Here is a 23,499-nt window from a genome sequence, read left to right on the forward strand (position 1 = left end):
GCACATCGTTGGACCACCCGCATGGCCTGGCTGGCAGCCTTCCTGGGGCTGACACTGGCGACCGCCCTGTTTGCGCCCGCCCGCTGGCTGGGCACTGCGCTGGCGTGGGGCACGAAAGACCAGGTCCGCCTGGTCAACACCCGGGGCAGCGTCTGGCACGGTCAAGGCGATTTGCTGCTCACGGGGGGCGAAGGGAGCCGCACCGAAAGCGCACTGCCCCAGGGACTGCGCTGGCGCCTCAAACCGACGTGGGCAGAGGGCCGTCCAGCCATCGCCTTGCAACTGGAAACGCCGTGCTGCTCACCGCGCCCGGTGAATCTCAAATGGATCCCGGCCTGGAAAGGGTTCACACTGCGGGTGGCCGCCTTTGGGAGCCAGTGGCCAGCGGTGTTGCTGACCGGCTTGGGCACGCCCTGGAACACCTTGCGCCCTGAGGGCCAGCTCGGGGTGCAATCAAGCGGATTGAGTATGCAGCTGCTCAGCGGCCAGCTCTCACTGCAAGGCGGCTTGCGCGTGGACGCGCTGGACATGACGTCGCGCTTGTCTACCTTGCGCCCCCTGGGCAGCTACCGTGTCAACCTGGAGGCAACACCCGATGGCAACAGCGCGCAACTTCAATTGACCACATTGCGTGGCGGGCTTCAACTGCAGGGCAGCGGCCAATGGATCGGTGGGCGCCTGCGGTTCCAAGGAGAGGCCCAAGCCGCACCCGGGCGCGAAAACGCGCTAGAGAACTTGCTCAACATCATCGGACGCCGCCAGGGGCCGCGCTCGATCCTGAAGGTGGGCTGAAGCCCACCTCACCGAACACGCGATAGGAATTCACCATGACCCGACTCCCTTTTCGATCCAGGCCTGGACACCGAGCGCCAGCGCTCGGCTCACTCGCCCTGGCTGTCAGCCTGGGCTTGAGCCTGTTGACCAGTCCCTTGGCGTGGGCTCAAAGTGGCGGCCGCGAACCTGTGATGCTGAATTTTGTCAATGCCGATATCGAAGCCGTGGCCCGGACCATGGCCACCATCAGCGGGCGCAATGTCGTGGTGGACCCGCGCGTCAAAGGCACGGTCAGCCTGGCCACCGACAAGGCAGTGCCTCCGCCCGTGGCGCTCAACCAGTTCAGCGCGGCGCTCCGCCTGCAAGGTTTTGCCCTGGTGGACACCGGTGGTCTGTACAAAATCGTGCCGGAAGCTGATGCCAAATTGCAGGGCAACCCGGTCAATGCAGGGCCGGTGAGCAAGCTGGCCTCGTCCAACCAGATCGTGACCCAGATCTTCAATCTGAACCACGAATCGGCCAACAACCTCGTGCCGGTTCTGCGTCCACTGATCGGACCCAACAACACCATCAACGTCAATCCGGGCAACAATTCGCTGGTCATCACCGATTACGCCGACAACCTCCAGCGCATCGGCCGGATCATTGCGGCACTCGACGTGTCGGGCGCGACCGACGTGGAAGTCATTCCCTTGCAATACGCCATCGCAACGGATCTGGTGAATATGGTATCTCGCCTGATCGACCAACCCACAGCGGGAGCAGCAGGCCAGGCCGGGGACCCTTCGTACAAGACCACCGTGGTGGCAGAGCCACGCAGCAACTCGGTGGTGATGCGCGCGGCCAACCCGGCGCGCATGGCGCTGGTGCGTTCCTTGGTCACCAAACTTGACCAGCCCACCTCGGCCAGCGCGAGCGGCAATATCCATGTGGTGTACCTGAAAAATGCCGAGGCCACTTCGCTGGCCACCACGCTGCGTGCGGCAATGGCGGGGGAGGGTTCAACGGCTTCCGCGGGCGGTGGCTCTGCGAGTGCATCGCCCACCGCTGCACGCGCGACCACGGCCAACCAGGCCACGGCTCCCGTGGCTGCCGCAGCAACCCCGTCCACGGGTGGGCAAATCCAGGCCGACCCCGCGACCAACTCGCTGATCATCACCGCGCCCGACCCGCAATACCGCCAATTGCGGGCCGTGATCGACAAACTCGACGAGCGCCGCGCCCAGGTGTATGTGGAAAGCCTGATCGCCGAAGTCAACGCCGACAAAGCAGCCGAATTCGGCATCCAGTGGCAGAGTCCGCTTGGCAGCATCGGCAACAGTGTGGTCGGCTTGTTGGGCACCAACTTCGGAACCGGCGGCAACAACATCCTGACCAACCTGATACCGATCGCTGAGAGTGATACGGCCAGCATCACAGCGCCGGGCACGGGTTTCAACCTGGGGCTGGCGACACAGCGCAACGGGGTCTATATCCTGGGTATGCTGGCGCGCTTCCTGCAAACCAGCGGCGAGGGCAATGTGTTGTCCACGCCCAACCTGCTGACCCTGGACAACCAGGAAGCCAAAATCGTGGTGGGGCAAAACGTGCCTTTCGTCACAGGGCAATTCACCAACACCGGAACAACCTCGTCCACCGGTACGGTCAACCCGTTTCAGACCATCGAACGCAAAGACGTGGGCATCACGCTGCGCGTCAAGCCACAGATCAGCGAAAACGGCACGATCAAGATGACCATCTACCAGGAGGTGAGCGCTGTCCAGGCTTCGTCGCTCACGTCCGCCACCGGCCTCATCACCACACAGCGCACCATCGAATCCACCGTGCTGGTGGAGGATGGCGGTGTGGTGGTGCTCGGTGGGCTGCTGCAGGATGAATACGGCGGCAGTGCTGAGAAAGTACCCGGGCTCGGCGATATTCCGCTGTTTGGCAACCTGTTCAAAAGCGAATCCCGCTCCCGAAAAAAGACCAACCTGATGGTGTTCTTGCGCCCTGTGATCATGCGCGATGCACGGGCCACCAACGCCCTGACGCTCGACCGCTACGACATGATGCGTGCGATGCAAAAAGACGCCCAGCCTGAGCGCAGCCGCGCCCTCGGGATCAACGAGGCACCGGTATTGCCCCCCCAGCGTGCGCCCCTTGCCGCACCGGCCGCCGCGCCCGTGCCTGCGGCGGCGCCCGCCTTCTTGCCGTATGAAACACCGCTGGCGAACTGAGGCTGCAGCACCACGATGAAACACCCGCTGCCCTACGCCTTTGCCCGGGAACACCTGTGGCTGCTGGAAGACGACGGCCAAGGCCTGGTGCTCATGGGCAGCAACACACCTGCCGCCACGCCCGCGCTGCAAACCCAGAAGCTCTCGGCCTTGTCTGAGATCCTGCGCCGCCACGAGGTGCGTGAGGTGGTCTGGGAATCGGGCGACACGCTGAGCCAGCGCATCAGCGCCGCCTATGCACAAGGGGAGTCCAGCGCGGCTGCCGTGGTGAGCGAAGTGCAGAGCGATGCCGACCTGAGCCGCATGATGCAGGAGCTGCCGGCGATTGAGGACTTGCTGGAGACGTCGGACGACGCGCCCATCATTCGCATGTTGAACGCGCTGCTGACGCAGGCCGCACGCGATGGCGCCAGCGATATCCACATCGAACCGTTTGAGCGCATGTCCAGCGTGCGCTTCCGGGTCGACGGCATGCTGCGCGAAGTGGTGCAGCCCAACCGCGCCTTGCATGCAGCCCTGATTTCGCGCCTGAAGATCATGGCCGAGCTCGATATTTCGGAAAAGCGCTTGCCACAAGACGGCCGCATTTCCCTGCGCATCGGCACCCGCGCGGTGGACGTGCGCGTCTCTACCCTGCCCAGCGCCCATGGCGAGCGTGCCGTGCTGCGTCTGCTCGACAAGAGCGAGAGCCGATTGACGCTGGAAGCGGTGGGCATGCAGGGCGATGTCTTGTCGCGCTTCGAGCGTCTGGTGAAGCAGCCCCACGGCATCATTCTGGTGACCGGCCCCACCGGCTCGGGCAAAACCACCACGCTGTACGCTGCCTTGCAAAAGCTGGATGCCAGCGTGCAAAACATCATGACGGTGGAAGACCCGATCGAGTACGAGCTGCACGGCGTGGGGCAGACCCAGGTCAACGCCAAAATCGATCTGGATTTTGCCAAGGCTTTGCGTGCCATCCTGCGCCAGGATCCCGACATCATCATGATCGGCGAGATCCGCGATTTCGAAACCGCGCAAATCGCCATCCAGGCGTCACTCACCGGCCACCTGGTGCTCGCCACGCTGCACACCAACGACGCGCCGAGTGCGGTTACCCGGCTCACCGACATGGGCGTGGAACCCTTCTTGCTCTCCAGCAGCCTGCTGGGTGTGATGGCGCAGCGCCTGGTGCGCAAACTGTGTGTGCATTGCAAACGCCAGGATCCCGAAGGAAGGTGGGTTCCCGTGGGCTGCACTCATTGCAACCAGACCGGCTACAAAGGTCGCACCGGTATCTACGAGTTGCTTGTCACCGACGACGCCATCCGCGCCCACATCCACAACCGCAGCGCCGAGAGTGAGCTCGTCGCCGCAGCCAAAGCGGCGGGTTTGCGCTCCATGCGGGAAGACGGCCAACGCCTGATCGAAGGCGGCATCACTTCTGAAGCCGAAGTCATGAGCGTGACACGAGACTGACATGCCCGCCTACGCCTACGAAGCCCTGGACGCCAAGGGCGCCACACTCAAAGGTCTGATCGACGCCGACACGGCCCGGGCTGCACGCGGACTGCTGCGGGCACGCTCCCTTGTGCCCCTGTTGGTCGAACCCGCCATGAATGCCCAAGGCGGCAAAGGCGGCGGCCTGAACATGACGCTGTGGGGTGGTCATGTGTTCAATGCCACCACCTTGGCGGTCTGGACGCGCCAGCTGGCAGGGCTGGTCGCAGCGGGACTCCCGCTGGAGCGCGCATTGGCGGCGCTGGCCGAAGAAGCCGACAAGGAACAACAGCAACGCCTCGTGGCCTCTCTTCGAAGCGAAGTGAATGCCGGTGCCCCGTTTGCCAGCGCGTTGGCGCAGCATCCCAGGGAGTTCTCCCCCATCTACACCTCGGTGATCGCGGCCGGCGAGCAAAGCGGCCAGCTCGGCACCGTGCTGGAGCGACTGGCCGACGATCTGGAGGAACGCGAAGCACTGAAGAACAAGCTGATCGCGGCCTCACTCTACCCCGCCATCGTCACCATGGTGGCGATCGTGATCGTGGTGTTTCTGGTGAGTTATGTGGTGCCCCAGGTGGCGGGCGTGTTCGCTGGCAGCAAACGTGCCCTGCCCTTTCTCACCGTGGCCATGCTGGCCATCAGCGCTTTTGTGCGCAACTACGGCTGGCTGATGCTGATCGCCATCGTGTTAGCCGCCGTTGGATTTGGTGTGGCACGAAAGCAGCCGGCCTTGCGCATGCGCATGGACGCCGCCTGGTTGCGTTTGCCATTGGTGGGCAAGCTCGCCAGGGGCTACAACGCCGCCCGGTTTGCCGCCACCCTGGCCATGCTCGCCGCGGCTGGGGTTCCGATTCTCAAGTCGCTTCAAACCGCGGCAGAGACCCTGTCGAACCAGGCCATGCGCGAAGATGCGCTGGACGCTTTGGTGCTGGTTCGCGAGGGTGCGCCCCTGGCATCGGCCATGGCCAGCAAGAAACGTTTTCCCCCATTGGTCGCCATGTTCGCCCGGCTGGGCGAGCAGACAGGGCAGCTGCCCGTCATGCTCGGACGCGCTGCCAAGCAGCTGAGCGCCGAAGTGCAACGCCGCGCCATGCACCTGGCCACCATTCTGGAGCCCTTGCTGATCGTGGGCATGGGGCTGGTGGTGATGTTGATTGTGCTGGCGGTGCTGATGCCCATCATCCAGCTGAATCAATTGGTGAAATAGGCCCACCCCCGCGCCGGCTTCGCCGTCACCCCCTCAAGGGGGCAACGCTGGCGGCCCGGCGAAGCCGGTTCCGCGGCGTTCTGGGTGGACTTCCCCTCTTTGACTCTGCAGATGGGTAAACCCCGCGCCGGCTTCGCCGTCACCCCCTCAAGGGGGCAACGCTGGCGGCCCGGCGAAGCCGGTTCCGCGGCGTTCTGGGGAGCTTCCTCTCGTTGGCCCTGGTGGTTGGTACTCCCCCCTGCGCCGGCTGTGCCGTCACCCCCTCAAGGGAGCAACGCTGGCGGCCCGGCGAAGTCGGTTCCGCGGCGTTCTGGGGAGCTTCCTCTCGTTGGCCCTGGTGGTTGGTACTCCCCCCTGCGCCGGCTGTGCCGTCACCCCCTCAAGGGGGCAACGCTGGCGGCCCGGCGAAGCCGGTTCCGCGGCGTTATGGGGGGCGGCCGTTCGATGACCCCGATCCTTGATTCACCCTGCGCTGGCCACGCTTTCACGCTCTCAAAGGGGGGCGGCTGACCGTCTAATCAGGATGATCTCCGATCGTTTTGGTTAAGCCTTCTCTCAGCCTTGACGTGCATACTCCGTGTGAATATGGCACAGCACAATCCTCTTTCGGGTGGATACACCGGTTCACTGATACGCTTCACTTTTTTACTTGGACACTCCGACAACATGGCAGCATCGCTGGACGGTCAATTGGTGGTGGCGATTTCTTCTCGGGCTTTGTTCGATTTTGAGGAAGAGAACCGCCTGTTCGAATCGAGCGACGACCGCTCCTACATGCAAATGCAGCTGGACCGGCTGGAGATCCCTGCGCCACCCGGCGTGGCGTTCTCTTTGGTGAAAAAACTGCTGGCCTTCAACGACTCCAAGACACAGCGGGTCGAGGTGGTGATCCTGTCGCGAAACGACCCGGTGTCAGGCATGCGGGTCTTCCGCTCAGCGCAGCACTACGGATTGCCCATCCAGCGCGGCAGCTTCACCCGGGGTCAGCCACCCTGGCGCTACCTGCGTCCGTTGCGCGCCAACCTCTTTCTCTCCACCCATCTGGCCGACGTGCGCGCCGCTCTCGCTGCCGGTGTGCCAGCCGCGCAGGTGTATCCGCAATCGGTACACGCCAGCGATGCACACCCCAACGAAGTGCGCATCGCCTTTGACGGCGACGCCGTCCTGTTTTCCGATGAAGCCGAACGCGTGTTCCAGGCAGAAGGTTTGTCAGCTTTTCAGGCCCATGAGGCGTCTCACGCCGCCCAGCCGCTGGCCGGCGGCCCGTTCAAGCCACTGCTGGAGGCGCTGCACCGCCTGCAAGCGGAAGGCACGAGCGACATGCACGTTCGCACCGCCTTGGTCACCGCCCGCAGTGCACCGGCTCACGAGCGCGCTATTCGCACATTGATGGACTGGAACATCGAAGTGGACGAAGCCATGTTCCTGGGTGGCTTGCCCAAGGGCGAGTTCCTGCGCGAGTTCGAACCTGACTTTTTCTTTGACGACCAGACTGGCCACATAGAGCACGCTTCGCTGCACGTGCCTTCTGGACACGTGGCTTCTGGAGTGTCGAATTAGCCCACCCCCGCGCCGGCTGTGCCGTCACCCCCTCAAGGGGGCAACGCTGGCGGCCCGGCGAAGCCGGTTCCACGGCGTTCTGGGTGAACTTCCCTTCTTTGACTCTGCCGATGAGTACACCCCGCGCCGGCTGTGCCGTCACCCCCCCAAGGGGGCAACGCTGGCGGCCCGGCGAAGCCGGTTCCACGGCGTTCTGGGGGCTCCTGCTTGTTGATCCAGAACACTGAAGGCATCCCCGACGCGGGTTGATTGAAAGCGGCCCTGGCGTCAACAACCATTGAACTTCTCTCCAGTGTCCCCTGTCTCATTGCCTGCTCCGTTCGACATCTTCAAGCCTTCCCCACATGTCAAAACTCAAAGCCTTTCGTGACTTCATGGGCCAGGTTGCAAAACTCGCCCTGCCCTACTTCCAGTCCGAACAAAGGTGGAAGGCCCGTGGCCTGCTGGTGGCCATCATTGCCCTGAATTTGGCGGGCGTTTTTATGCTGGTGCAGCTCAACGACTGGAACCGGGTGTTCTACGATGCGCTGCAAAACAAGGACCAACCGGTGTTCTGGCAGCAGCTGGGGCGATTCACCTATCTGGCGTTTGCGTTCATCGTGATTGCGGTCTACCGCTTCTACCTCACCCAACTGCTGCAAATGCACTGGCGAGACTGGCTGACGCAGCACTACTTGACCCGTTGGCTGGCCAACAAAGCCTTTTACCAGCTGGAGCTGGCGCGGTTTTCCAAGAGCGAGAACGCACCGCCGGACAACCCGGACCAGCGCATCGCGGAAGACGCCAACCTGTTCACCAACTACACCGTGAGCCTGAGCATGGGGCTGCTCAACGCGGTGGTCACCTTGGTCAGTTTTGTGGGCATTCTTTGGTCGCTCTCGGGTGATTTTGGTTTCAATTTCCGGGGAGAGAGCTACAACATTCCCGGCTTCATGGTGTGGATGGCGGTGCTGTACTGTCTGGTCGGCAGCGTCATCACCCACTACATCGGGCGCCCTCAGATCGCGCTCAACTTCAAACAGCAGCGTCTGGAGGCCGACTTTCGCCACCACCTGATCCGCGTACGGGAGTACAGCGAGTCCATCGCGCTGGACAAAGGCGAGGCGGTGGAGCGACAGCAGCTCGGCGGACGCTTTCGCGATGTGCTCGGAAACTACCTCACCTTGATCCGTGCCCAGAAGCGCCTGATCTGGTTCACCAACGGGTTTGGGCAGGCTGCGGTGGTGTTTCCATTCGTCGTCGCCGCGCCCCGCTTTTTCAGCGGTGCGATCCAGCTGGGCCAGCTGATGCAAATTTCGTCTGCTTTTGGCCGGGTACAGGATTCGTTGGCCTGGTTTGTGGACAACTACAGCAGCCTGGCCGAATGGCGTGCCACCACCGACCGGCTGACCAGCTTTGAAGCCAGCTTTCAGGCGTTGCAATCCCAGCCACGGGATACACCCCAGGTGGGTGAGGGCGACCGCCTGGAGTTGGCGCGGGTGAGCTTGTCGCTCCCCAACGGTCAGAGTCTGGTGGAAGCGCAAGGGTTGGCGGTGAAGGCGGGTGACAGCCTGCTGGTGAAGGGGCCATCGGGCAGTGGCAAATCGACCTTGTTCCGCGCCTTGGCGGGCATCTGGCCCTGGAGCCGCAGCCAGATCACGCTGCCGGCCGACTTCACCGAGCGCGGCATGTTCCTGCCCCAGAAACCCTATTTCCCCAACGGTCCTTTGCGCAACGCTCTTGCTTACCCCCAGGTGCCAGGGGCCTACACCGATGGCGATTTGCGCAAGGCGCTGCGCGATGCGATGCTGCCCCACCTCGCCGATCAGCTCGACACACCCGACACCTGGGGCCAGAAACTCTCTGGTGGTGAGCAGCAGCGCCTGGCCATGGCCCGGGCCTTTCTCAAGAAACCCCGTTGGCTGTTTGTAGACGAAGCTACCAGTGCACTGGATGAGGCTGCCGAAGCCACGCTCTACGGGCGTTTGAAAGACATGGTGGAAGCGTCAAATGGCGCCCTGGTGTCCATCGCCCACCGGCCAGCGGTGGCGGCCTTTCATGAGCGGCAGTGGACACTGGAGGCCGATGCCAATGGGCCCGCGGCGTTCCGTTTGAACGCGGCCTGAACGCCCACTGAACATGGAAGTCTTAGCGGGGAAACACCAGCTCGGCCTGCAGGCCGCCACCCGGGTTGCGGTTGCTGAGCAGCAAGTGGCCCCCATGGCGGCGCGCCATGTCGTTCACCGCCGCCAACCCCAGGCCCACACCACCGGTGTGGCGGTTGCGTGAACCTTCAAGGCGCACAAACGGGAGCACCACCTGGGCCATCGCCTCTTCGGGGATGCCGGGCCCTGAGTCCAGCACAAACACACGCACATCGGGTCCGTTGTCAATCACGCCGACCTCGGCCGAGCCACCATAGAACATCGCGTTATCAACCAGGTTGTCGATGCTCCGGCGCATGGCCGACAGCTGAGCCTTCAGCCGGATGGGCGGGCCACTGACATCGGACTCAAAACGGCCAAACCGGGTGACCTGTTGCCCCATGTCCTGGCGGTCAGCCACGATGCTGTCGACCAAGGAACCCAGATCGAGCATCACCGCAGGTTCAGCATCAGCGGTGCCACACAGGTAGTCCAGCGTGGAACGGATCATGTTGTCCATCTCACGGATGTCCTTGCCGAACCCTTGGCGGTCACCCTCGTGGGTGAGCGACTCCACCCGAAGCGCCAGGCGCGTGAGCGGCGTGCGCAGATCGTGGGAGACGGCAGCAACAAACTGGTCGCGCTCTTCGAGCTGGGTCAGGATGTGTTGCTGCAACTGGTTGATCACGGCGCCGGCCTCCCGGCACTCCCGAGTGCCCACCAGCGCCAAGGGGGCTGCGTGAATGTTGGAAGCCATGGCCTGGGTGGACCGGGCCAGGCGGCGCAGCGGGGCAGAGAGCCAGCGTGCACCGACCCACGCCGCGAGAATCACGGCGCCCAGCCGCACCACGATATCCAGCACCAAGCCGTGCAGCGGAGGCTGGTGGGGCGGTGGGGGCTGCAGATGCATGCCGGGCGGGGGTGGAGGCGGCGGGTGGTCAGGGCGCAACTCGAACATCAGCGCCAAGGCCATCGCATGGCTGGCTATCGCCACCACCACCAGCAAGAGCGCCAGACGCGAAAACAGGGTGTCTGGCCAGAAACGGTTCCAGCCCTTGTGCAGGCGTTGTGCCAGCGCGCTCATGTGCGCCACCCGACCCTGGCCTGCACCGACTGGGCATTGAACATGTAGCCTGCGCCGCGCACGGTTTTGATCAGGGACGACTCGCTGGACTGATCGGCGAGTTTGTGACGCAGGCGCGAGACCAACAGGTCGATGCTGCGCTCAAACGCGTCCATGGCGCGACCGCGGGCGTGTTCCATGAGCTGATCACGGCTGAGCAAGCGACGGGGCTTTTGCAGGAAGGTATTGAGCAGGCGGAATTCGGCGTTGGACAAGGCCGCGACCAAACCCGAGGGCGAGACCACGGTGCGTTCTTCGCGGTGCAGCTCCCAGCCGTCGAAGCAAACCACGTCGCTGGAGGCCAACGTGGTGGGCAGATCGACTGCGCCCTGGGCCCGGCGAAGAACCGACTGGATGCGGGCCACCAGTTCACGGGGCTCGAACGGTTTGCTCATGTAATCGTCAGCGCCGCTCTCTAAACCCAGCACCCTGTCCAGGGTGCTCACACGGGCCGTGAGCATGATGACCGGCAGGCGGGACTGTGAGCGAATGTGCCTGGCCAGGCTGAGCCCATCGGTACCAGGCAGCATCACATCCAGCACCACCAGATCCACCGTGTGAGCCTCCAGCTGCGCCCACATGGAGGTCGCGTCGCAAGCGCAGTGGACGTCAAACTGGAAGCGAGCCAGATAGGCGCTCAGGAGTTCGGTGATCTCCTGGTCGTCATCGACCAACAGGATGGAGGGCCTTGGGTTCATCGGGGCGGTTCTTCGTGGGGTGAATGGGGGCACCAGCGGGGAGCTGGGACACGCCTTCACAGCAGTTTATGAAAGGGCCTCGCAACAAGCGCAGGGAGATAAGGGGGAAACCACGGCCATTCCTGCGCCTTGCCCTGGCTTGTGTATCCACCTTGATACAGAGCTGAAAAGCTGGGCATACACAGGCGACCAACAATGGACTTGCTGCCCCAGGACCCTGTCTGGCGGGTGGCTCCCTACCACCTTCCTGAAAGGAAACACACCATGAGCAGCGTCAGCGGTACCAGCAATGCCTGGGCCACGGCCAGTAATGCACGCAGCCAGCATCAAGCCAAGATGTTCGCCAAGACCGACAGCGATGGCAGCGGCGGCATCGACAAATCCGAGCTCAGCACCATGCTGAGCAAAATCAGCCAGACCTCAGGCACCCAGGCGGGCGACGCCACCGAACTGATGGGAAAGATGGACAGCGATGGCAACGGCAGCCTGTCGAGCGCCGAGTTGGGCGAAGGCATGAACAGCTTCATGCCACCGCCCCCCTCAACCATGGAGTTTGCGCAGTCACGCAGTAGCAGCAGCAGCGACGGCGGCCCGGGCGAAGTGCTCTTCAACACAGCCGACGCCAACGGTGACGGATCACTGAACAGCGACGAGTTGAAAACCCTCACCGAACAGATGTCCAGCCAGACCGGCGAAGACGTCAGCGACAAGCTCGCTGCGCTGGACAGCGACGGCGACGGCAACCTCTCAATGGCCGAATTTGATGCGGGCCGACCCGAAGGGCCGCCTGGCGCTGGCGGCCCAAGCGGTGCGGGGGGGCCCCCACCCGGCGGTGGACCAGGCGGGCCCGGGGGCCCCGGCGGTCCGGGTGGGGTGGGCGGCGCGTCCGGGAGCAGCAGCTCCACCACCTACGACGCGCTGGACACCAACGAGGACGGCACGGTGTCGGAAATGGAGCGCCTGGCCGGCGCGCTGGATGATCTGGTTGAGTCCCAGGCCAGCGGCGAGGGGAGCAGTGGCATCAACGCTGAGATTGCCAAAATGGCGCAGCAACTGTACGAGCAGATCAGTGGCAGCGGCCAAAACGCCGTCAGCAGCCTCTTCAGCGAAGCGGTGTGACCTGACCTGGCGCTGCCGGCGTGCCCTGGTGTTGTGGCCGTTGCCAGCCATTCGGTGCTTGGCGCCAGATCGAGCTACGGTGTGTGTCCCAGGGCGGCAACGCCGGGTCGGCCTCGATCTGGTGAGACTGAAACGTCCACAGCACACACGGATTGCTGAGGCGGGTGAGCTCAAAACCGCCTGAGATCCCTGTCGGCGCTAGGGTGAAAGGGGCCCGCCAACGGAACACGGTGGGCCGGTCGTGCGGGGTACCCGAACGATCCTCCTCGTGGAGATCGCGCTGCAGCTGCTGCTCGAGACGCTTGCGGGTACAGGGCACACACCGGGAGGGGCAGCGCTCTCTCAAGCGCCTCGATATGCGCCCGCCATGCATCAAGACCCATGGCGAGTTCTTTCGTCAACAGCCTGCCAGCTGGCCTGCACTTGGGTTGGATGCGCTTGGGCATCACAGGGTTTTCAGCCGGGCATTGTGCCTGCCGCACTGGCCATGTTCCTGGATGGCTACAATTACTTCATCATTTCATGAATTAATAAAATAATGCATTCCCACCAAGCTGTATCGGCACTGAGTGCCTTGGCCCACGAGGCCCGCCTGGCGGTGTTCAGGCTGCTGGTGCAGGCCGGTCCCGCCGGCTTGCCCGCAGGAGCCATTGCCGATCAACTGGCGCTGGCGCCCTCGGGGCTCAGCTTTCATTTGAAAGAACTCACCGCCGCGGGCCTCCTGATCCGCCAGCCCGACGGCCGGCAGGTGCGCTACAGCGCGGGCTATGCGGTCATGAACGACCTGATGGCGTACCTGGCATCCCACTGCTGTCAGGGCGATGCCTGCGCACTCGTCAGCCGCACCGCCTGCCCGACCGACACCCTGGTGCATCCTCATGCCTGAACAGCCCAGCCCCATGCCCGGTGTCCACCACCGTGGGCGCCCACAACACGGCCAACGCATCCCCCTCGTTCGCCCACCCGCCGGTCACGACCCCCCGCAACTTGACCAGCACGTTTTTCGCCGTAGGCTCCATCGGCGTGCCCGGATTCGCTGGCGAACCCCTGGCGAGCGCGGCCATTTCCCCAGGCGTGTTCCGCTGGTTCTGTGCTGGCACCCCGATTTCATCAAAACCCGACCCCCAACAAGAGATTTCCCACCATGTCTGATACCAGCATCACGATTTACCACAACCCCCAATGCGGCACTTCGCGCAATGTGCTCGCCATGATCCGAAACAGCGGAGCTGAGCCAACCGTCATCGAATACCTGAAGACGCCGCTGAAGGCCGAACAACTCCAAGTCCTGGTCCAACAACTCGGCATGCCTGTGCGCGATCTGCTGCGCCAGAAAGGCACACCCTACGAAGAACTGGGCTTGGGTGCCGCACACTGGACCGACGCCCAGCTGATTGACCAGATCGAAGCCCACCCCATCCTGATGAACCGTCCTGTGGTGGTCACGGCCAAAGGGGCCAAGCTTTGCCGCCCCTCTGAAGCGGTGCTCGACCTCCTGCCCAACGAGCTGCAAGGCGGATTCACCAAAGAAGACGGTGAAGTGGTTGAGCCAGGGAAGGCGTCGAATGTCTGATCCGCGCCCCGCCTTGCTCGAACACTCACCGCTGGACATGGCGAATTTTCGGGCCCCTTCACCTGCGCACCTGCGCCCCGCCGCACCGTCTACCCACGCACCGCGCATCTTGCTGCTGTACGGTTCGCTGCGCGAGCGCTCTTACAGCAAATTGCTCACACTCGAAGCCGCCCGCCTGCTGCAAGCCATGGGCGCCGAGACCCGCATCTTCGACCCGGCCGGACTGCCCCAGCCCGACGCCGCGCCTGACACCCACGCCAAGGTGGCCGAGTTGCGAGCGCTCGCCGCCTGGAGCGAAGGCATGGTGTGGACCTCACCCGAGCGCCATGGCGCCATGACCGGTATTCTGAAGAGCCAGATTGACTGGATCCCGCTGAGCGTGGGTGCCGTGCGCCCCACCCAGGGCAAGACGCTGGCGGTGATGGAGGTCAGCGGTGGATCGCAATCGTTCAATGCGGTGAACCAGATGCGCATACTCGGCCGATGGATGCGCATGCTCACCATCCCCAACCAGAGCTCGGTGGCCAAGGCCTTCCTGGAATTCGAGGAAGACGGCCGCATGAAGCCCTCGGCGTACCACGACCGGGTGGTGGACGTGATGGAAGAGCTGGTGAAATTCACCCTGCTCACGCGAGACGTGTCGCCCTATCTGGTTGACCGGTACAGCGAGCGCAAAGAAAGCGCCGCTGAATTGAGCAAACGCGTGAACCACGCGCCCAGCCGCTGATCCATTTTTTACAAACCAACCACCTGCACATCCCATTTTGCAAAACACGAAAACCATTCCCACCCACATGAAGGGCGTCCAGCTCACCGGCCACGGTGGCCTGGACCAGCTCGCGATCCGCGACAACATCCCCGTGCCCACCCCAGGGCCGCGCGACGTGCTGATCCGGGTGCGCGCCGCGGGCGTGAACAACACCGATCTCAACACCCGCATCGGCTGGTACGCCAAATCCGAAGGCGACAGCAGCGACGCGGGCTGGAACGGCGAAGGCTTGAAGTTTCCACGCATCCAGGGCGCGGACGTCTGTGGCGAGGTGGTGGCCGTGGGGGCTGAAGTTGACCCTGCGCTGTTGAACAAACGGGTGCTGATCGAGCCCTGCCTTCAGGAGGCGAATGGAAAAGCTTTGGAGCAGCCCTGGTATTTCGGCTCCGAGTGCGACGGCGGTTTTGCGGAATACACGGTGGTGGCCGCGCGCCACGCCCATGCCATCAACAGCCCGCTCAGCGACGTGGAGCTGGCTTCGTTCCCCTGCTCCTACTCCACCGCTGAAAACATGCTCACCCGAGCGAACGTGGGCGCCAACGATGTGGTGCTGATCACAGGCGCTTCAGGCGGCGTGGGCTCGGCCGCGATTCAACTGGCGAAAGCCCGGGGAGCCCAGGTGATCGCCGTCACCTCGCCGACCAAAGCCGACGCCTTGCTGGCCCTCGGCGCCAGGCAAGCGCTGGACCGCAACGATGACATGGTGAAGGCGCTGGGCAAAAACAGTGTCACCGTGGTGATCGACCTCGTGGCAGGCGCCCAGTGGCCCAGCTTGCTGGACGTGCTCAAGCCTTTCGGCCGATACGCCACCGCAGGCGCCATCGCTGGCCCGATGGTCGAACTCGATGTGCGCACGCTCTACCTCAAAGACCTGAGCCTGTTCGGTTGCACGGTGCTGGGCGAGACCGTGTTCGCCAACCTGGTGCGCCGCATCGAGTCGGGCGACATCCAGCCGCTGGTGGCGCAGACGTTTCCCCTGGACCACATTCGGGAAGCGCAGACCCAGTTCGAAACGAAGGCTCACATTGGGAAGCTGGTGCTGGACATCGCCAGCCACCCCTGAATTCGCTCGGGCCACCGCAGCCGTTGGTTTCAGAGCACCATCCCCGGCAGCACAGGTCAACCCCCGACAAACCCCACCCAGCCCCGCGCCCGCAACTCGCACGCGGGGCAGGTGCCACATCCATAGCCCCAGGCATGGCGGTGTTCCCGGTCGCCGAGGTAGCAGGTGTGGGTGTGCTCCACGATCAAATCCACCAGCTGTTGTCCTCCGCCTTCGACGCCTGAAGCCGCGCCCACATCGTGAGCCAGCCGCCAGGTGGCGGCTTTGTCGATCCACATGAGGGGGGTGTCGATCAGGAAACGGTGGTCCATGCCCAGCGACAGCGCGACCTGCAACGCCTTCATGGTGTCGTCGCGGCAATCAGGGTACCCGGAGAAATCCGTTTCGCACACACCGGTGATGATCACTTGAATACCGCGCCGGTAAGCCAGCGCGGCGGCGAGCGTCAAAAACAGCAGGTTGCGGCCCGGCACAAAGGTGTTGGGCAGGCCGCTTTCCTCCATGCGAAACGCCATGTCCCGGGTGAGCGAGGTTTCGCTGACCTTGCCGAGCACGGCCAGATCCAGCACATGGTCCTCCCCCAGGCGGGTGGACCAGTCCGGGAACCGGCCTCGCAATTCACCCAGCACCTGCAGCCGAGCGGTCATCTCCACGCTGTGGCGCTGACCGTAGTCAAAGCCCAAGGTCTCTACGCGCGGATAACGCGCCAAGGCCTGAGCCAGGCATGTGGTGGAATCCTGGCCGCCCGAGAACAGCACCAGCGCACTGGTGTGGTGTGGGATGGCGGACGGGCGCAGGGGGACGGAGGAAGGGGGCGTGAGAGCGTCGGACATAGCGCGATGGTAGCGCGCCACGATGGACCTGCGCGCAGGCTCTCAACCGCGGTGGTGCGCGGGGATCGGTTCGACATCTCGACTGGTGGCCAGCATGCGCAGCAATGCCCGGTTGGCCTGTTCCAGAGAGATTTCATGTTCGGCACAGAGCGCAGGCAGGTGGTGCAGGCGCTCGATGCTGCTTTGCGCCCGGGACACTTCCAGCAGGCCGTGGTAGGGGCCGTCCTGGCGCAACAAGGCGTCCATCGTGCGCCCCGGCAGCGGGACCCGGTGCAGCACCGGACCCAGCGGTTCATGCAGCAACCGGTCCATCTGGCTCAGCAGCGAGGTGAAGTACACCTCGGCCCGCAGGTCTTCGTCAGAGCCCGAGTCCAGCAGGTGTTGTGCCAGACGCGAGCGCAAAACCTGAGCGTAGCGCACGGGGTGCAAGGCGTTGTCGGTTTCGCTGCCGTGCAGCTGCTCACTCAGCCACTGGCCCAGCGCTGTCAAGCCCAGCATCATGATGGCGTGGCGCAACGAATCGATCTCTCGGCGCAGGCCCATGGCCGCCGAATTGACCAGCGCCAGCAACCGGTAGACCAGCACCGGGTCTTGCCGCACGAACCGTTCCAGTTGCTCCAGCGAACAATCCTCCTGGATGGCCTTGCGGCATTGCAGGATGATGACCGCATCACAGCCCATGGGCTTGTCACGCCAGGCGTGCAGCACATCGTCTTCTGGCCAGCCCGAAACGCCCCACGCCCCCGCTGCGTCCAGGCAATGATCGGCCAGCAAGCGCCCGCCAATGCCTTCGTACAACTGACCCGCCAGCATGGGGCTGGTGCGACCGGGCACAGGCGTTCCATCGGCCGCGCACGACTGCAAAGCTTCCAGTGATTCGGCCGCGCTGGGTTGCAAAAGGCTGCGCACGCCCAGCGGAGCAATCACTTCGCCATGCATATCGGCCAGGGGCAATCGCCGCAACAGCTGATGGCCACCACGGACCGCCACGGCAAGCGCTGCCAAGCGGCCCGGTTCGGTGAAAGGCTCGGGGCCCAACTCAATCCAGGTATGGTGGACCGGCGGGCAGCGCGTGGCCTGCCACTGCAAATCGGGTGACTGAAAAGAAACGATCAGCAACGGTGCGCCTGCGGGCCAATCCTCTCCCAGGACCTGCATCACATGGGCGGCGTCCACCGATGCCGGCCGGGTTTCGAGCACGCCCACCCGAACGGCGGCGAGCCGGCGGCGCCGGTTCCAGACCGGCTGGTAAGCCATGGCCACACTGTCCAGTACGCTTTTGCTCATGGTTTAAGGCCTGTGAACACTGTTTGTTCCAAGTGCGAATGGGGTGAGAATAGTGTTCACAGGCCCTAGCTGATGTACTGGAACAAGGACAGGTTCTGAATCTTGGCGTAGGACTGCAAGGCGACCTCCAGGGCAGTCTGCTTGTTCTGGAAATCGGAAATGCCCTGGATCATGTCGAGATCTTCAAGGTTGGACTGCTCGGTTTTGTGCGCAACCGCGCGACCGGTGAGCAAAGCCTCGGTGGCATCAGCCCGGTTGAGCCAGGCGCCGGTCTGGCTCCGTGCCTGCGAATTGCGATCCAGGCTGGCATCGATTTCGCCCATGGCGCGGTCGATCACATGGGTGCGCGACGCGCCATTGCCGGTTGACCGCAACGCATCAATAGCGTTCTGCATGACTTTGAAGATATCGGTTGGGGACGTGGGCGTCGCCACAGCGATGGAGTCTAAGTCTTGTGGCGCTCCACTCACCACAAGCGACATGCCATCGAATTCAATGGCACTGCCTGCCACATAAGGCACACCGATCATGCCAGCCACCGGCGCACCAGTCGTGGTGTTGGTCACGCTGAACTGCATCACGCCACCGACATCGGCAAACGTTAGGTTGTAGTTTTGGCCAGTCAAGGCCGTGGGACTGGTCACTTTGCCGGAGTCGGTGCGCACACTGCCGGTGTTGCCTGCGCCCAGATCAACAGCAAAGGTGCCATTCCCTTTGGGCACCTGCATCCAGATGGCCTCACCGTCCAGCGACTGGGGCAGCGTGTTGTTGCCAGTGGCTTCCTGCCCGCGCTGTCCATCGAAGCGCACGTCGCCGCCCCCGGAGGGACCGTACACCTCAACAAAGGGTGTCTGCGAACCACCCAGCCCGCCAAACAAGGTGCGGCCAGAAGAATCGCGCTGGTTGGCTACGCCGAGCAGGCGCTCGCGCAGGCCCTCGATCTGCAGGGCAATATCGGCCCGCTCCCGGTCACTGTAGGAGCCATTGCCCGCCGACACCAGCAGCGTACGCACATCCTGGATGAGCTCATTGGCCTCGCCCAGCGCGCTCTCGGCCTGGGTGAGGCTGGCACGCGAACTTGCCAGAGCGCGTTTGTCGGACTCCACCCGGGCATAGCGGTTTTGCACCGCCTCGGACATGACCGCCGAGACCGGATCATCGCTGGCCTTTAGCACGCGTTTACCGGTCGAGATGCGGTTTTGCTGGTCCACCAGATCCGACTGGCGCTTGCTCAGATTACCGATGGTGTTGTCATAACTGTTGGCGGTGGCGACTCTCATGGTGTCCTCTCATTCGCTGAATCAGCGACCCACAGATTGCATCAGGGTGTCAAACGTGCTCTGGGCAATTTGCAGGAATTTGGCCGACGCCTGGTAAGCCTGCTGGTACTGCAACAACCGGGCTGCTTCCTCGTCCAGGTTGACACCAGAAACCGACGAACGCGCCGCCTCGGTATTGGACGCAACTTGCGCCGAATAGCTGGCTGAGAATTTCGCGCTCTGCACCTGGGTACCCAGGTGCGAAAGCAAAGCGCCATAGCCATCGCTGAGCGAAACGCCATCAAAGGTGGCCAAATCGCGCAAGGCCAATACCGCTTCTGCATTGCCCCCGTTCTGGCTGTTTCCTCCAGCGGGCGACGCGGTCACGGTGAAGCTTTCCCCGGCCGTGGGCGAACCTCGCAGGGTCAGGCTCCAGCCGTTGAACTGCAAGGGCTGCCCGGGTGTGTAGTTGTAGCTTGAGAGCGCGGCGTTGTCGGGCGGGGGATTGCCCGGCCCGAGGCCGGTGGCTGTGAAGCTACCGTCTGCAAGGAAAGTGATCGTGACCGGATCGGTCAGGTTGGCGGAAGGCTCCACCGCGTAGAGCTTTTCAATGGTCATGCCACCGGTGTTGCCCGTGCCGGGGGTCACCATCACTGGGCTGCCCACCGCCAGTTGGTTGGGCGCTCCGATGGCGAGCTGCATGTTGCGTGCAGCCGCAGAAAAGGGACGCACCTTGAAGCTGTCGCCCACGGCGCCGGCGCCCGAGTCGAGCTGGAAGCTCAATCCGTCAACCTCGGCCGGCAGGCTGGCAAATGACGAAGTCGTGCCATCGGACATGCGGGTCACCGTGACGCCGCTCGCCACAAAACTGACCTTGTAGTCCGAAGCCTTTAAAGCCGCCGGATCCGTCACTTCACTGTGGATTTGCGCAGTACCCGAGTTCGTGTTCGCAGGTGTTCCCACCACCGGCGCAGCAGGGACAAAGAAATTGCCACCCGCATTGCCCTGCAGATCCACGCCCAGCGTGTGCTGGGTGTTCATCTCGGTCGTGAGCGCCAGCGACATGCGCCCCAGCAGGTTTTCCATCTTGGGCAGATCGTCTTTCAGAAAGCCCATCAAGCCGCCCAGGCTGCCTCCCAGCGAAGCATGCGCCATGGTGTGCGACACCCCCCCCTGCACAAAATTGATCTGGATCTGGGCAGGGTCGGTGTTGTCGGCCACCACCTGGAGCTTGTTTGCACTCTGCCCCAGGACCAGCGGCTGGCTGCCGCCCACAAACACGCTGACACTGCCGTCGTCGGCAGACACGGTGCTGATCTGCACGTATTGGCTGAGCTCGGCAAGCGCAGCGTCGCGCTGATCGAGCAAATCGTTGGGCTGCCCCTGGTTGCCCTGGTTTTCAATCACCTTCTGGTTGAGTTTGGCGATGTCGGAAGCAAGGCGGTTGATGTTGTCAACCGAAGTTTTGGCCTGAAGGCGGCCACTGTTGACCATGGTATCGAGCTGCGTTGCCGTGTCGCGCATGCGAGCGGCCAGATCATCGCCACGCGAGATCGCCACCACACGGGCCGACAGATCAGATGGCGAGGACGCCACATCGTTCCAGGCGTTGAGCATGGAGTTGACGGCCGCTCCCAAGCCCTCTTCACCAATCGGGAACAGCGACTCCAGCTGGCTCATGCGCGTATAGCGTTCGCTGTCGGCAGCCGCCACGGAGCTGGCCACTTGGGCTTCCCGGGTCAGGTAGGCACTGTGCGAACGCGTCACACTGGACAGCTCGACGCCTTTTCCGAAATACATGCCACCCAGCGTCTGGTAGCCCGCCGACTGGGTCTGCACCGTTTGCCGAGAGTAACCCGAGGTGTTCACATTGGCAATGTTGTTGCCAATGACCTGCAAGGCCGCCAGGTTGGTGGTGAGGGCGCCGGCGCCAATGCTCAGTGAAGAGGTCATTTCAACGTTCCTCGTTTCCAGGCGCAAGCTCTCGCCGCCACAATGCCATCAACACCACCGGCAACACCTGCAAAACCGGACGCCTGCGGGTCCGTGAAGCATTGCCAAATTCAGCGTGAGAAACGGCGAAAGCGGTGCTCATAGCGAACTCCGTTGCAGGCTCAGGGTCGTGTTGATGGCCTGGCTGAGCTTGGCCGCATAGCGCGGATCGGTGGCGTAACCGGCCTTTTGCAACCCGGTGGTGAACCCTTGCACCGAGTCCAGCTGATCCATCACCTGGTCGTACCGCGGGCTCTTGCTGATCAGCTTCGCGTAATCGCGGAAAGCGTCTTCGTAGGAATCGTAGGCCCGGAACTTGGCCGTGGTCTTGTGGGGCGTTCCGTTGCTGTACTCGGTGGTCCGCACTTCGGCGACCTTGCCTTTCCACCCACCGGTGGCTTTGATACCGAACAGGTTGAACGATGGCGCCCCATCGGCATGGCGGATTTCGCTCTTGCCCCAACCGGTCTCGTGGCCAGCTTGCCCAATCATGTAGCTCGCAGGAATACCCGAATCCCGCGACACCGCTTCAGCCGCCTGGCTGTGCTGGTTCACGAAACCCGCCTGACGCGAATTGCCCGAAGCGCGCGAGACGGTGCTACCGCCTGAGACCCAGGGCGCTTCTGACATCTTGGCCGAAGGGGCTTTGACCGCGTCACCCGCGTCACCCGCCTTGCCCCCTTGATCCGTGATTTGCTGGCTGAGCTGGCGCTCAATGGCGCCCGACAAGCCCCCAGGGAGGCCCGACATCTGCACCGCAAACTGCTGGTCGAGCAAATCATTGCCCAGGCTGCTGCCCTGGCCTTCCAGAATGCCCGACTTCATCGTCGCTTCGCGCATGCTCTTGATCACTTCGCGCATGAACAAGGCTTCAAATTGCTTGGCCGCCTGTTTGAGCGCAGCCTTGCCATCGTCGCCCGATTTACTGGCCTGGTATTTCAGACCGTTCAGCGAAGAAGGATCGGCCGACAAGGCCTGCTGCATGCCCATCGAAACGGTGTTCACACCCAGGCCCTCCCGAGCGGCATGGATGCGCGACGATTCGAAACCGCCTCAACACGCAGCATGCCCGTGATATGCCCGCCACAAGGCTGCGAATGACACAAGCTGGACTCAGAAGCAGCAACCAGACGACGTACTTTCCGTAGCGATGTGCCGGAACCCGGAATGCCGCTGGACCGGCTTTGCCGGGCTGCAGGCATTGCTGCCCCCTTGAGGGGGCGACGCGAAGCGGCGCGGGGGCGGGTCATATCACCTCCAGCTCTGCATTCATGGCACCGGCGGCCTTGATGGCCTGCAGAATGGCCAGCAAATCCTGGGGCGTGGCGCCCAGGCCGTTGAGCATGCGCACGAGGTCCGACAGCTTGGGGGATGCCTCCATCTGCACCAGCGCCCCGCCTTCCTGTGTGATCTTGATATCGGTTTTTTCAGCGACCACGGTCTGGCCGCCTGACAACGGGTTGGGTTGGCTCACCACGGGTGTGGAGCTGATGCTCACCGACAGGTTGCCGTGGGCCACGGCACAAGGGCCAATGGTCACAGCCCCGTTCATCACAATCGAGCCCGTACGGGTATTGATGATCACGCGCGCCGCGGGCACACTGGTTTCCAGCTGGATTTCTTCCACCTCGGCCAGAAAGCTCACTCGGGCGTTGGGATCGATGGGTGCGCGCAAGCGCACCAGGCGCCCGTCCATGGCATTGGCCGTGCCCTTGCCCATGCGGGTATTGATGGCTTCAGCCACCCTGCGGGCGGTTTGAAAATCGGAAGCGTTGAGGCCAAGGTCGATGGTGTCGCCCAAAGCAAATGCGGTGGGCACCGTGCGTTCCACCTGCGCGCCCGAGGGAATCCGGCCCGCGCTCAAGTGGTTGATCTGCACCTTGCTGCCGCCGCCCGAAGCGCCAGCGCCACCCACCAGCAAGTTGCCCTGGGCCAGGGCATAGATTTCACCGTCCACCCCCTTCAACGGGGTGGTGATCAGGGTGCCACCCCGCAAGGACTTGGAGTTGCCCATGGACGACACCGTGACATCGATCATCTGCCCGGGTTGGGCAAAAGCGGGCAACTGCGCGGTGACCAGCACAGCCGCCACGTTCTTCATCTGCACCTTGGCATCGGCGGGCAGGGTCATGCCCAGTTGCTGCAGGTAGTTGCTCATGCCCTGGGAGGTGTAGGGCATCTGGGTGGTTTGGTCGCCTGTGCCATCCAGCCCAACCACCAGACCAAAGCCGGTGAGCTGGTTGGTGCGCACACCCTGAACCGCGGCCACTTCCTTGATCCGGATCGCATGGGCATCCAGCGGCCAGCCCAGCCACACCGAACCCATCAACAGCAGGGTGCTGCAGACCACCACACGGCGCATGCGCGCCAACCAACGTTCTCGCTGGCCATACAGGCGGCGAATGAACTCGGCGGTGGGGA

The 23,499-nt window shown here is 63.4% G+C and carries 20 protein-coding genes; 12 read left to right on the forward strand and 8 right to left on the reverse strand.

The features are described from left to right. Nucleotides 1-21: 21 nt before the first annotated feature. From gspN to E5678_RS12575, 6 genes are all read left to right on the forward strand, one after another. Nucleotides 22-792, forward strand: a complete 771-nt coding sequence (gspN, locus tag E5678_RS12550) for a type II secretion system protein N (RefSeq protein ID WP_247596767.1) — start codon at nucleotides 22-24, stop codon at nucleotides 790-792. A 35-nt stretch (nucleotides 793-827) separates the two neighbouring features. Next, nucleotides 828-2,993 carry a type II secretion system secretin GspD gene (gene gspD, locus E5678_RS12555; protein ID WP_136178835.1) on the forward strand — a complete coding sequence of 722 codons (2,166 nt, stop codon included), beginning with the start codon at nucleotides 828-830 and terminating at the stop codon, nucleotides 2,991-2,993. A 15-nt stretch (nucleotides 2,994-3,008) separates the two neighbouring features. Continuing rightward, nucleotides 3,009-4,451, forward strand: coding sequence for a type II secretion system ATPase GspE (gene gspE, locus E5678_RS12560; protein ID WP_136178836.1), 1,443 nt, complete (start codon nucleotides 3,009-3,011; stop codon nucleotides 4,449-4,451). A gap of 1 nt (nucleotide 4,452) precedes the next feature. Then, the gene (gene gspF / locus E5678_RS12565; protein WP_136178837.1) at nucleotides 4,453-5,679 is read left to right on the forward strand and encodes a type II secretion system inner membrane protein GspF; all 1,227 of its coding nucleotides are present in this window, start codon (nucleotides 4,453-4,455) and stop codon (nucleotides 5,677-5,679) included. Between the two features lie 666 nt (nucleotides 5,680-6,345). Beyond that, nucleotides 6,346-7,239, forward strand: coding sequence for a 5'-nucleotidase (locus E5678_RS12570; RefSeq protein ID WP_136178838.1), 894 nt, complete (start codon nucleotides 6,346-6,348; stop codon nucleotides 7,237-7,239). Nucleotides 7,240-7,583: 344 nt separating this feature from the next. Beyond that, the gene (locus tag E5678_RS12575) at nucleotides 7,584-9,344 is read left to right on the forward strand and encodes an ABC transporter ATP-binding protein/permease (protein ID WP_136178839.1); all 1,761 of its coding nucleotides are present in this window, start codon (nucleotides 7,584-7,586) and stop codon (nucleotides 9,342-9,344) included. 22 nt (nucleotides 9,345-9,366) lie between these two features. Here E5678_RS12575 and E5678_RS12580 read toward each other — a convergent pair whose 3' ends face one another. Continuing rightward, the gene (locus E5678_RS12580; protein WP_136178840.1) at nucleotides 9,367-10,446 is read right to left on the reverse strand and encodes an ATP-binding protein; all 1,080 of its coding nucleotides are present in this window, start codon (nucleotides 10,444-10,446) and stop codon (nucleotides 9,367-9,369) included. After that, complete coding sequence (locus E5678_RS12585) at nucleotides 10,443-11,183, reverse strand: response regulator transcription factor (RefSeq protein ID WP_136178841.1); 741 nt, start codon at nucleotides 11,181-11,183, stop codon at nucleotides 10,443-10,445. Before E5678_RS12585 ends, E5678_RS12580 begins: the two co-directional genes overlap by 4 nt. 264 nt (nucleotides 11,184-11,447) lie before the next feature. Between E5678_RS12585 and xopAW the strand changes: the two genes are divergently transcribed. The 6 genes from xopAW to E5678_RS12610 all read left to right on the forward strand — a co-directional run bounded on the left by xopAW (nucleotide 11,448) and on the right by E5678_RS12610 (nucleotide 15,707). Beyond that, nucleotides 11,448-12,302, forward strand: a complete 855-nt coding sequence (gene xopAW / locus E5678_RS12590) for a XopAW family type III secretion system calcium-binding effector (protein ID WP_168708553.1) — start codon at nucleotides 11,448-11,450, stop codon at nucleotides 12,300-12,302. 538 nt (nucleotides 12,303-12,840) lie between these two features. Next, nucleotides 12,841-13,188 carry a metalloregulator ArsR/SmtB family transcription factor gene (locus tag E5678_RS12595; RefSeq protein ID WP_136178843.1) on the forward strand — a complete coding sequence of 116 codons (348 nt, stop codon included), beginning with the start codon at nucleotides 12,841-12,843 and terminating at the stop codon, nucleotides 13,186-13,188. Nucleotides 13,189-13,208: 20 nt separating this feature from the next. Further along, on the forward strand, nucleotides 13,209-13,454 hold the full coding sequence (locus E5678_RS22465) for a hypothetical protein (RefSeq protein ID WP_210731908.1): 246 nt from the start codon (nucleotides 13,209-13,211) through the stop codon (nucleotides 13,452-13,454). Beyond that, nucleotides 13,447-13,875, forward strand: a complete 429-nt coding sequence (arsC, locus tag E5678_RS12600) for an arsenate reductase (glutaredoxin) (protein ID WP_136178844.1) — start codon at nucleotides 13,447-13,449, stop codon at nucleotides 13,873-13,875. The genes E5678_RS22465 and arsC overlap by 8 nt, the downstream gene beginning before the upstream one ends. 37 nt (nucleotides 13,876-13,912) lie before the next feature. Further along, complete coding sequence (arsH, locus tag E5678_RS12605; RefSeq protein ID WP_136180765.1) at nucleotides 13,913-14,602, forward strand: arsenical resistance protein ArsH; 690 nt, start codon at nucleotides 13,913-13,915, stop codon at nucleotides 14,600-14,602. Between the two features lie 37 nt (nucleotides 14,603-14,639). Further along, on the forward strand, nucleotides 14,640-15,707 hold the full coding sequence (locus E5678_RS12610; protein WP_247596768.1) for an alcohol dehydrogenase family protein: 1,068 nt from the start codon (nucleotides 14,640-14,642) through the stop codon (nucleotides 15,705-15,707). Nucleotides 15,708-15,763: 56 nt separating this feature from the next. On the opposite strand, the gene queC is transcribed toward E5678_RS12610, so the two are convergent. From queC to E5678_RS12640, 6 genes are all read right to left on the reverse strand, one after another. Continuing rightward, nucleotides 15,764-16,540: a 7-cyano-7-deazaguanine synthase QueC gene (gene queC / locus E5678_RS12615; RefSeq protein ID WP_136178845.1), complete on the reverse strand. Its 777-nt coding sequence runs from the start codon at nucleotides 16,538-16,540 to the stop codon at nucleotides 15,764-15,766. 42 nt (nucleotides 16,541-16,582) lie between these two features. Then, nucleotides 16,583-17,827, reverse strand: coding sequence for an HDOD domain-containing protein (locus E5678_RS12620; RefSeq protein ID WP_136178846.1), 1,245 nt, complete (start codon nucleotides 17,825-17,827; stop codon nucleotides 16,583-16,585). Between the two features lie 65 nt (nucleotides 17,828-17,892). Further along, nucleotides 17,893-19,107 (reverse strand): flagellar hook-associated protein FlgL, encoded by a 1,215-nt coding sequence (gene flgL / locus E5678_RS12625; protein WP_136178847.1) that lies wholly within the window; start codon nucleotides 19,105-19,107, stop codon nucleotides 17,893-17,895. Nucleotides 19,108-19,128: 21 nt separating this feature from the next. Next, complete coding sequence (gene flgK, locus E5678_RS12630) at nucleotides 19,129-21,039, reverse strand: flagellar hook-associated protein FlgK (RefSeq protein WP_136178848.1); 1,911 nt, start codon at nucleotides 21,037-21,039, stop codon at nucleotides 19,129-19,131. Nucleotides 21,040-21,177: 138 nt separating this feature from the next. After that, on the reverse strand, nucleotides 21,178-22,068 hold the full coding sequence (gene flgJ, locus E5678_RS12635) for a flagellar assembly peptidoglycan hydrolase FlgJ (RefSeq protein WP_136180767.1): 891 nt from the start codon (nucleotides 22,066-22,068) through the stop codon (nucleotides 21,178-21,180). Nucleotides 22,069-22,324: 256 nt separating this feature from the next. After that, entirely contained in the window at nucleotides 22,325-23,404 is a 1,080-nt protein-coding gene (locus tag E5678_RS12640; protein WP_247597032.1) for a flagellar basal body P-ring protein FlgI, read from the reverse strand. Nucleotides 23,405-23,499: the final 95 nt, after the last annotated feature.

Source organism: Hydrogenophaga sp. PAMC20947, from assembly GCF_004795855.1.
Lineage (GTDB): Bacteria > Pseudomonadota > Gammaproteobacteria > Burkholderiales > Burkholderiaceae_C > Hydrogenophaga.

What these genes read in the sequence shown, in the direction of transcription:
- gspN (WP_247596767.1), top strand. Translation starts at nt 22, where the DNA reads ATGGCCTGGCTGGCAGCCTTCCTGGGGCTGACACTGGCGACCGCCCTG.
- gspD (WP_136178835.1), top strand. Translation starts at nt 828, where the DNA reads ATGACCCGACTCCCTTTTCGATCCAGGCCTGGACACCGAGCGCCAGCG.
- gspE (WP_136178836.1), top strand. Translation starts at nt 3,009, where the DNA reads ATGAAACACCCGCTGCCCTACGCCTTTGCCCGGGAACACCTGTGGCTG.
- gspF (WP_136178837.1), top strand. Translation starts at nt 4,453, where the DNA reads ATGCCCGCCTACGCCTACGAAGCCCTGGACGCCAAGGGCGCCACACTC.
- E5678_RS12570 (WP_136178838.1), top strand. Translation starts at nt 6,346, where the DNA reads ATGGCAGCATCGCTGGACGGTCAATTGGTGGTGGCGATTTCTTCTCGG.
- E5678_RS12575 (WP_136178839.1), top strand. Translation starts at nt 7,584, where the DNA reads ATGTCAAAACTCAAAGCCTTTCGTGACTTCATGGGCCAGGTTGCAAAA.
- E5678_RS12580 (WP_136178840.1), bottom strand. Translation starts at nt 10,446, where the DNA reads ATGAGCGCGCTGGCACAACGCCTGCACAAGGGCTGGAACCGTTTCTGG.
- E5678_RS12585 (WP_136178841.1), bottom strand. Translation starts at nt 11,183, where the DNA reads ATGAACCCAAGGCCCTCCATCCTGTTGGTCGATGACGACCAGGAGATC.
- xopAW (WP_168708553.1), top strand. Translation starts at nt 11,448, where the DNA reads ATGAGCAGCGTCAGCGGTACCAGCAATGCCTGGGCCACGGCCAGTAAT.
- E5678_RS12595 (WP_136178843.1), top strand. Translation starts at nt 12,841, where the DNA reads ATGCATTCCCACCAAGCTGTATCGGCACTGAGTGCCTTGGCCCACGAG.
- arsC (WP_136178844.1), top strand. Translation starts at nt 13,447, where the DNA reads ATGTCTGATACCAGCATCACGATTTACCACAACCCCCAATGCGGCACT.
- arsH (WP_136180765.1), top strand. Translation starts at nt 13,913, where the DNA reads ATGGCGAATTTTCGGGCCCCTTCACCTGCGCACCTGCGCCCCGCCGCA.
- queC (WP_136178845.1), bottom strand. Translation starts at nt 16,540, where the DNA reads ATGTCCGACGCTCTCACGCCCCCTTCCTCCGTCCCCCTGCGCCCGTCC.
- E5678_RS12620 (WP_136178846.1), bottom strand. Translation starts at nt 17,827, where the DNA reads ATGAGCAAAAGCGTACTGGACAGTGTGGCCATGGCTTACCAGCCGGTC.
- flgL (WP_136178847.1), bottom strand. Translation starts at nt 19,107, where the DNA reads ATGAGAGTCGCCACCGCCAACAGTTATGACAACACCATCGGTAATCTG.
- flgK (WP_136178848.1), bottom strand. Translation starts at nt 21,039, where the DNA reads ATGACCTCTTCACTGAGCATTGGCGCCGGCGCCCTCACCACCAACCTG.
- flgJ (WP_136180767.1), bottom strand. Translation starts at nt 22,068, where the DNA reads ATGGGCATGCAGCAGGCCTTGTCGGCCGATCCTTCTTCGCTGAACGGT.
- E5678_RS12640 (WP_247597032.1), bottom strand. Translation starts at nt 23,404, where the DNA reads ATGGGTTCGGTGTGGCTGGGCTGGCCGCTGGATGCCCATGCGATCCGG.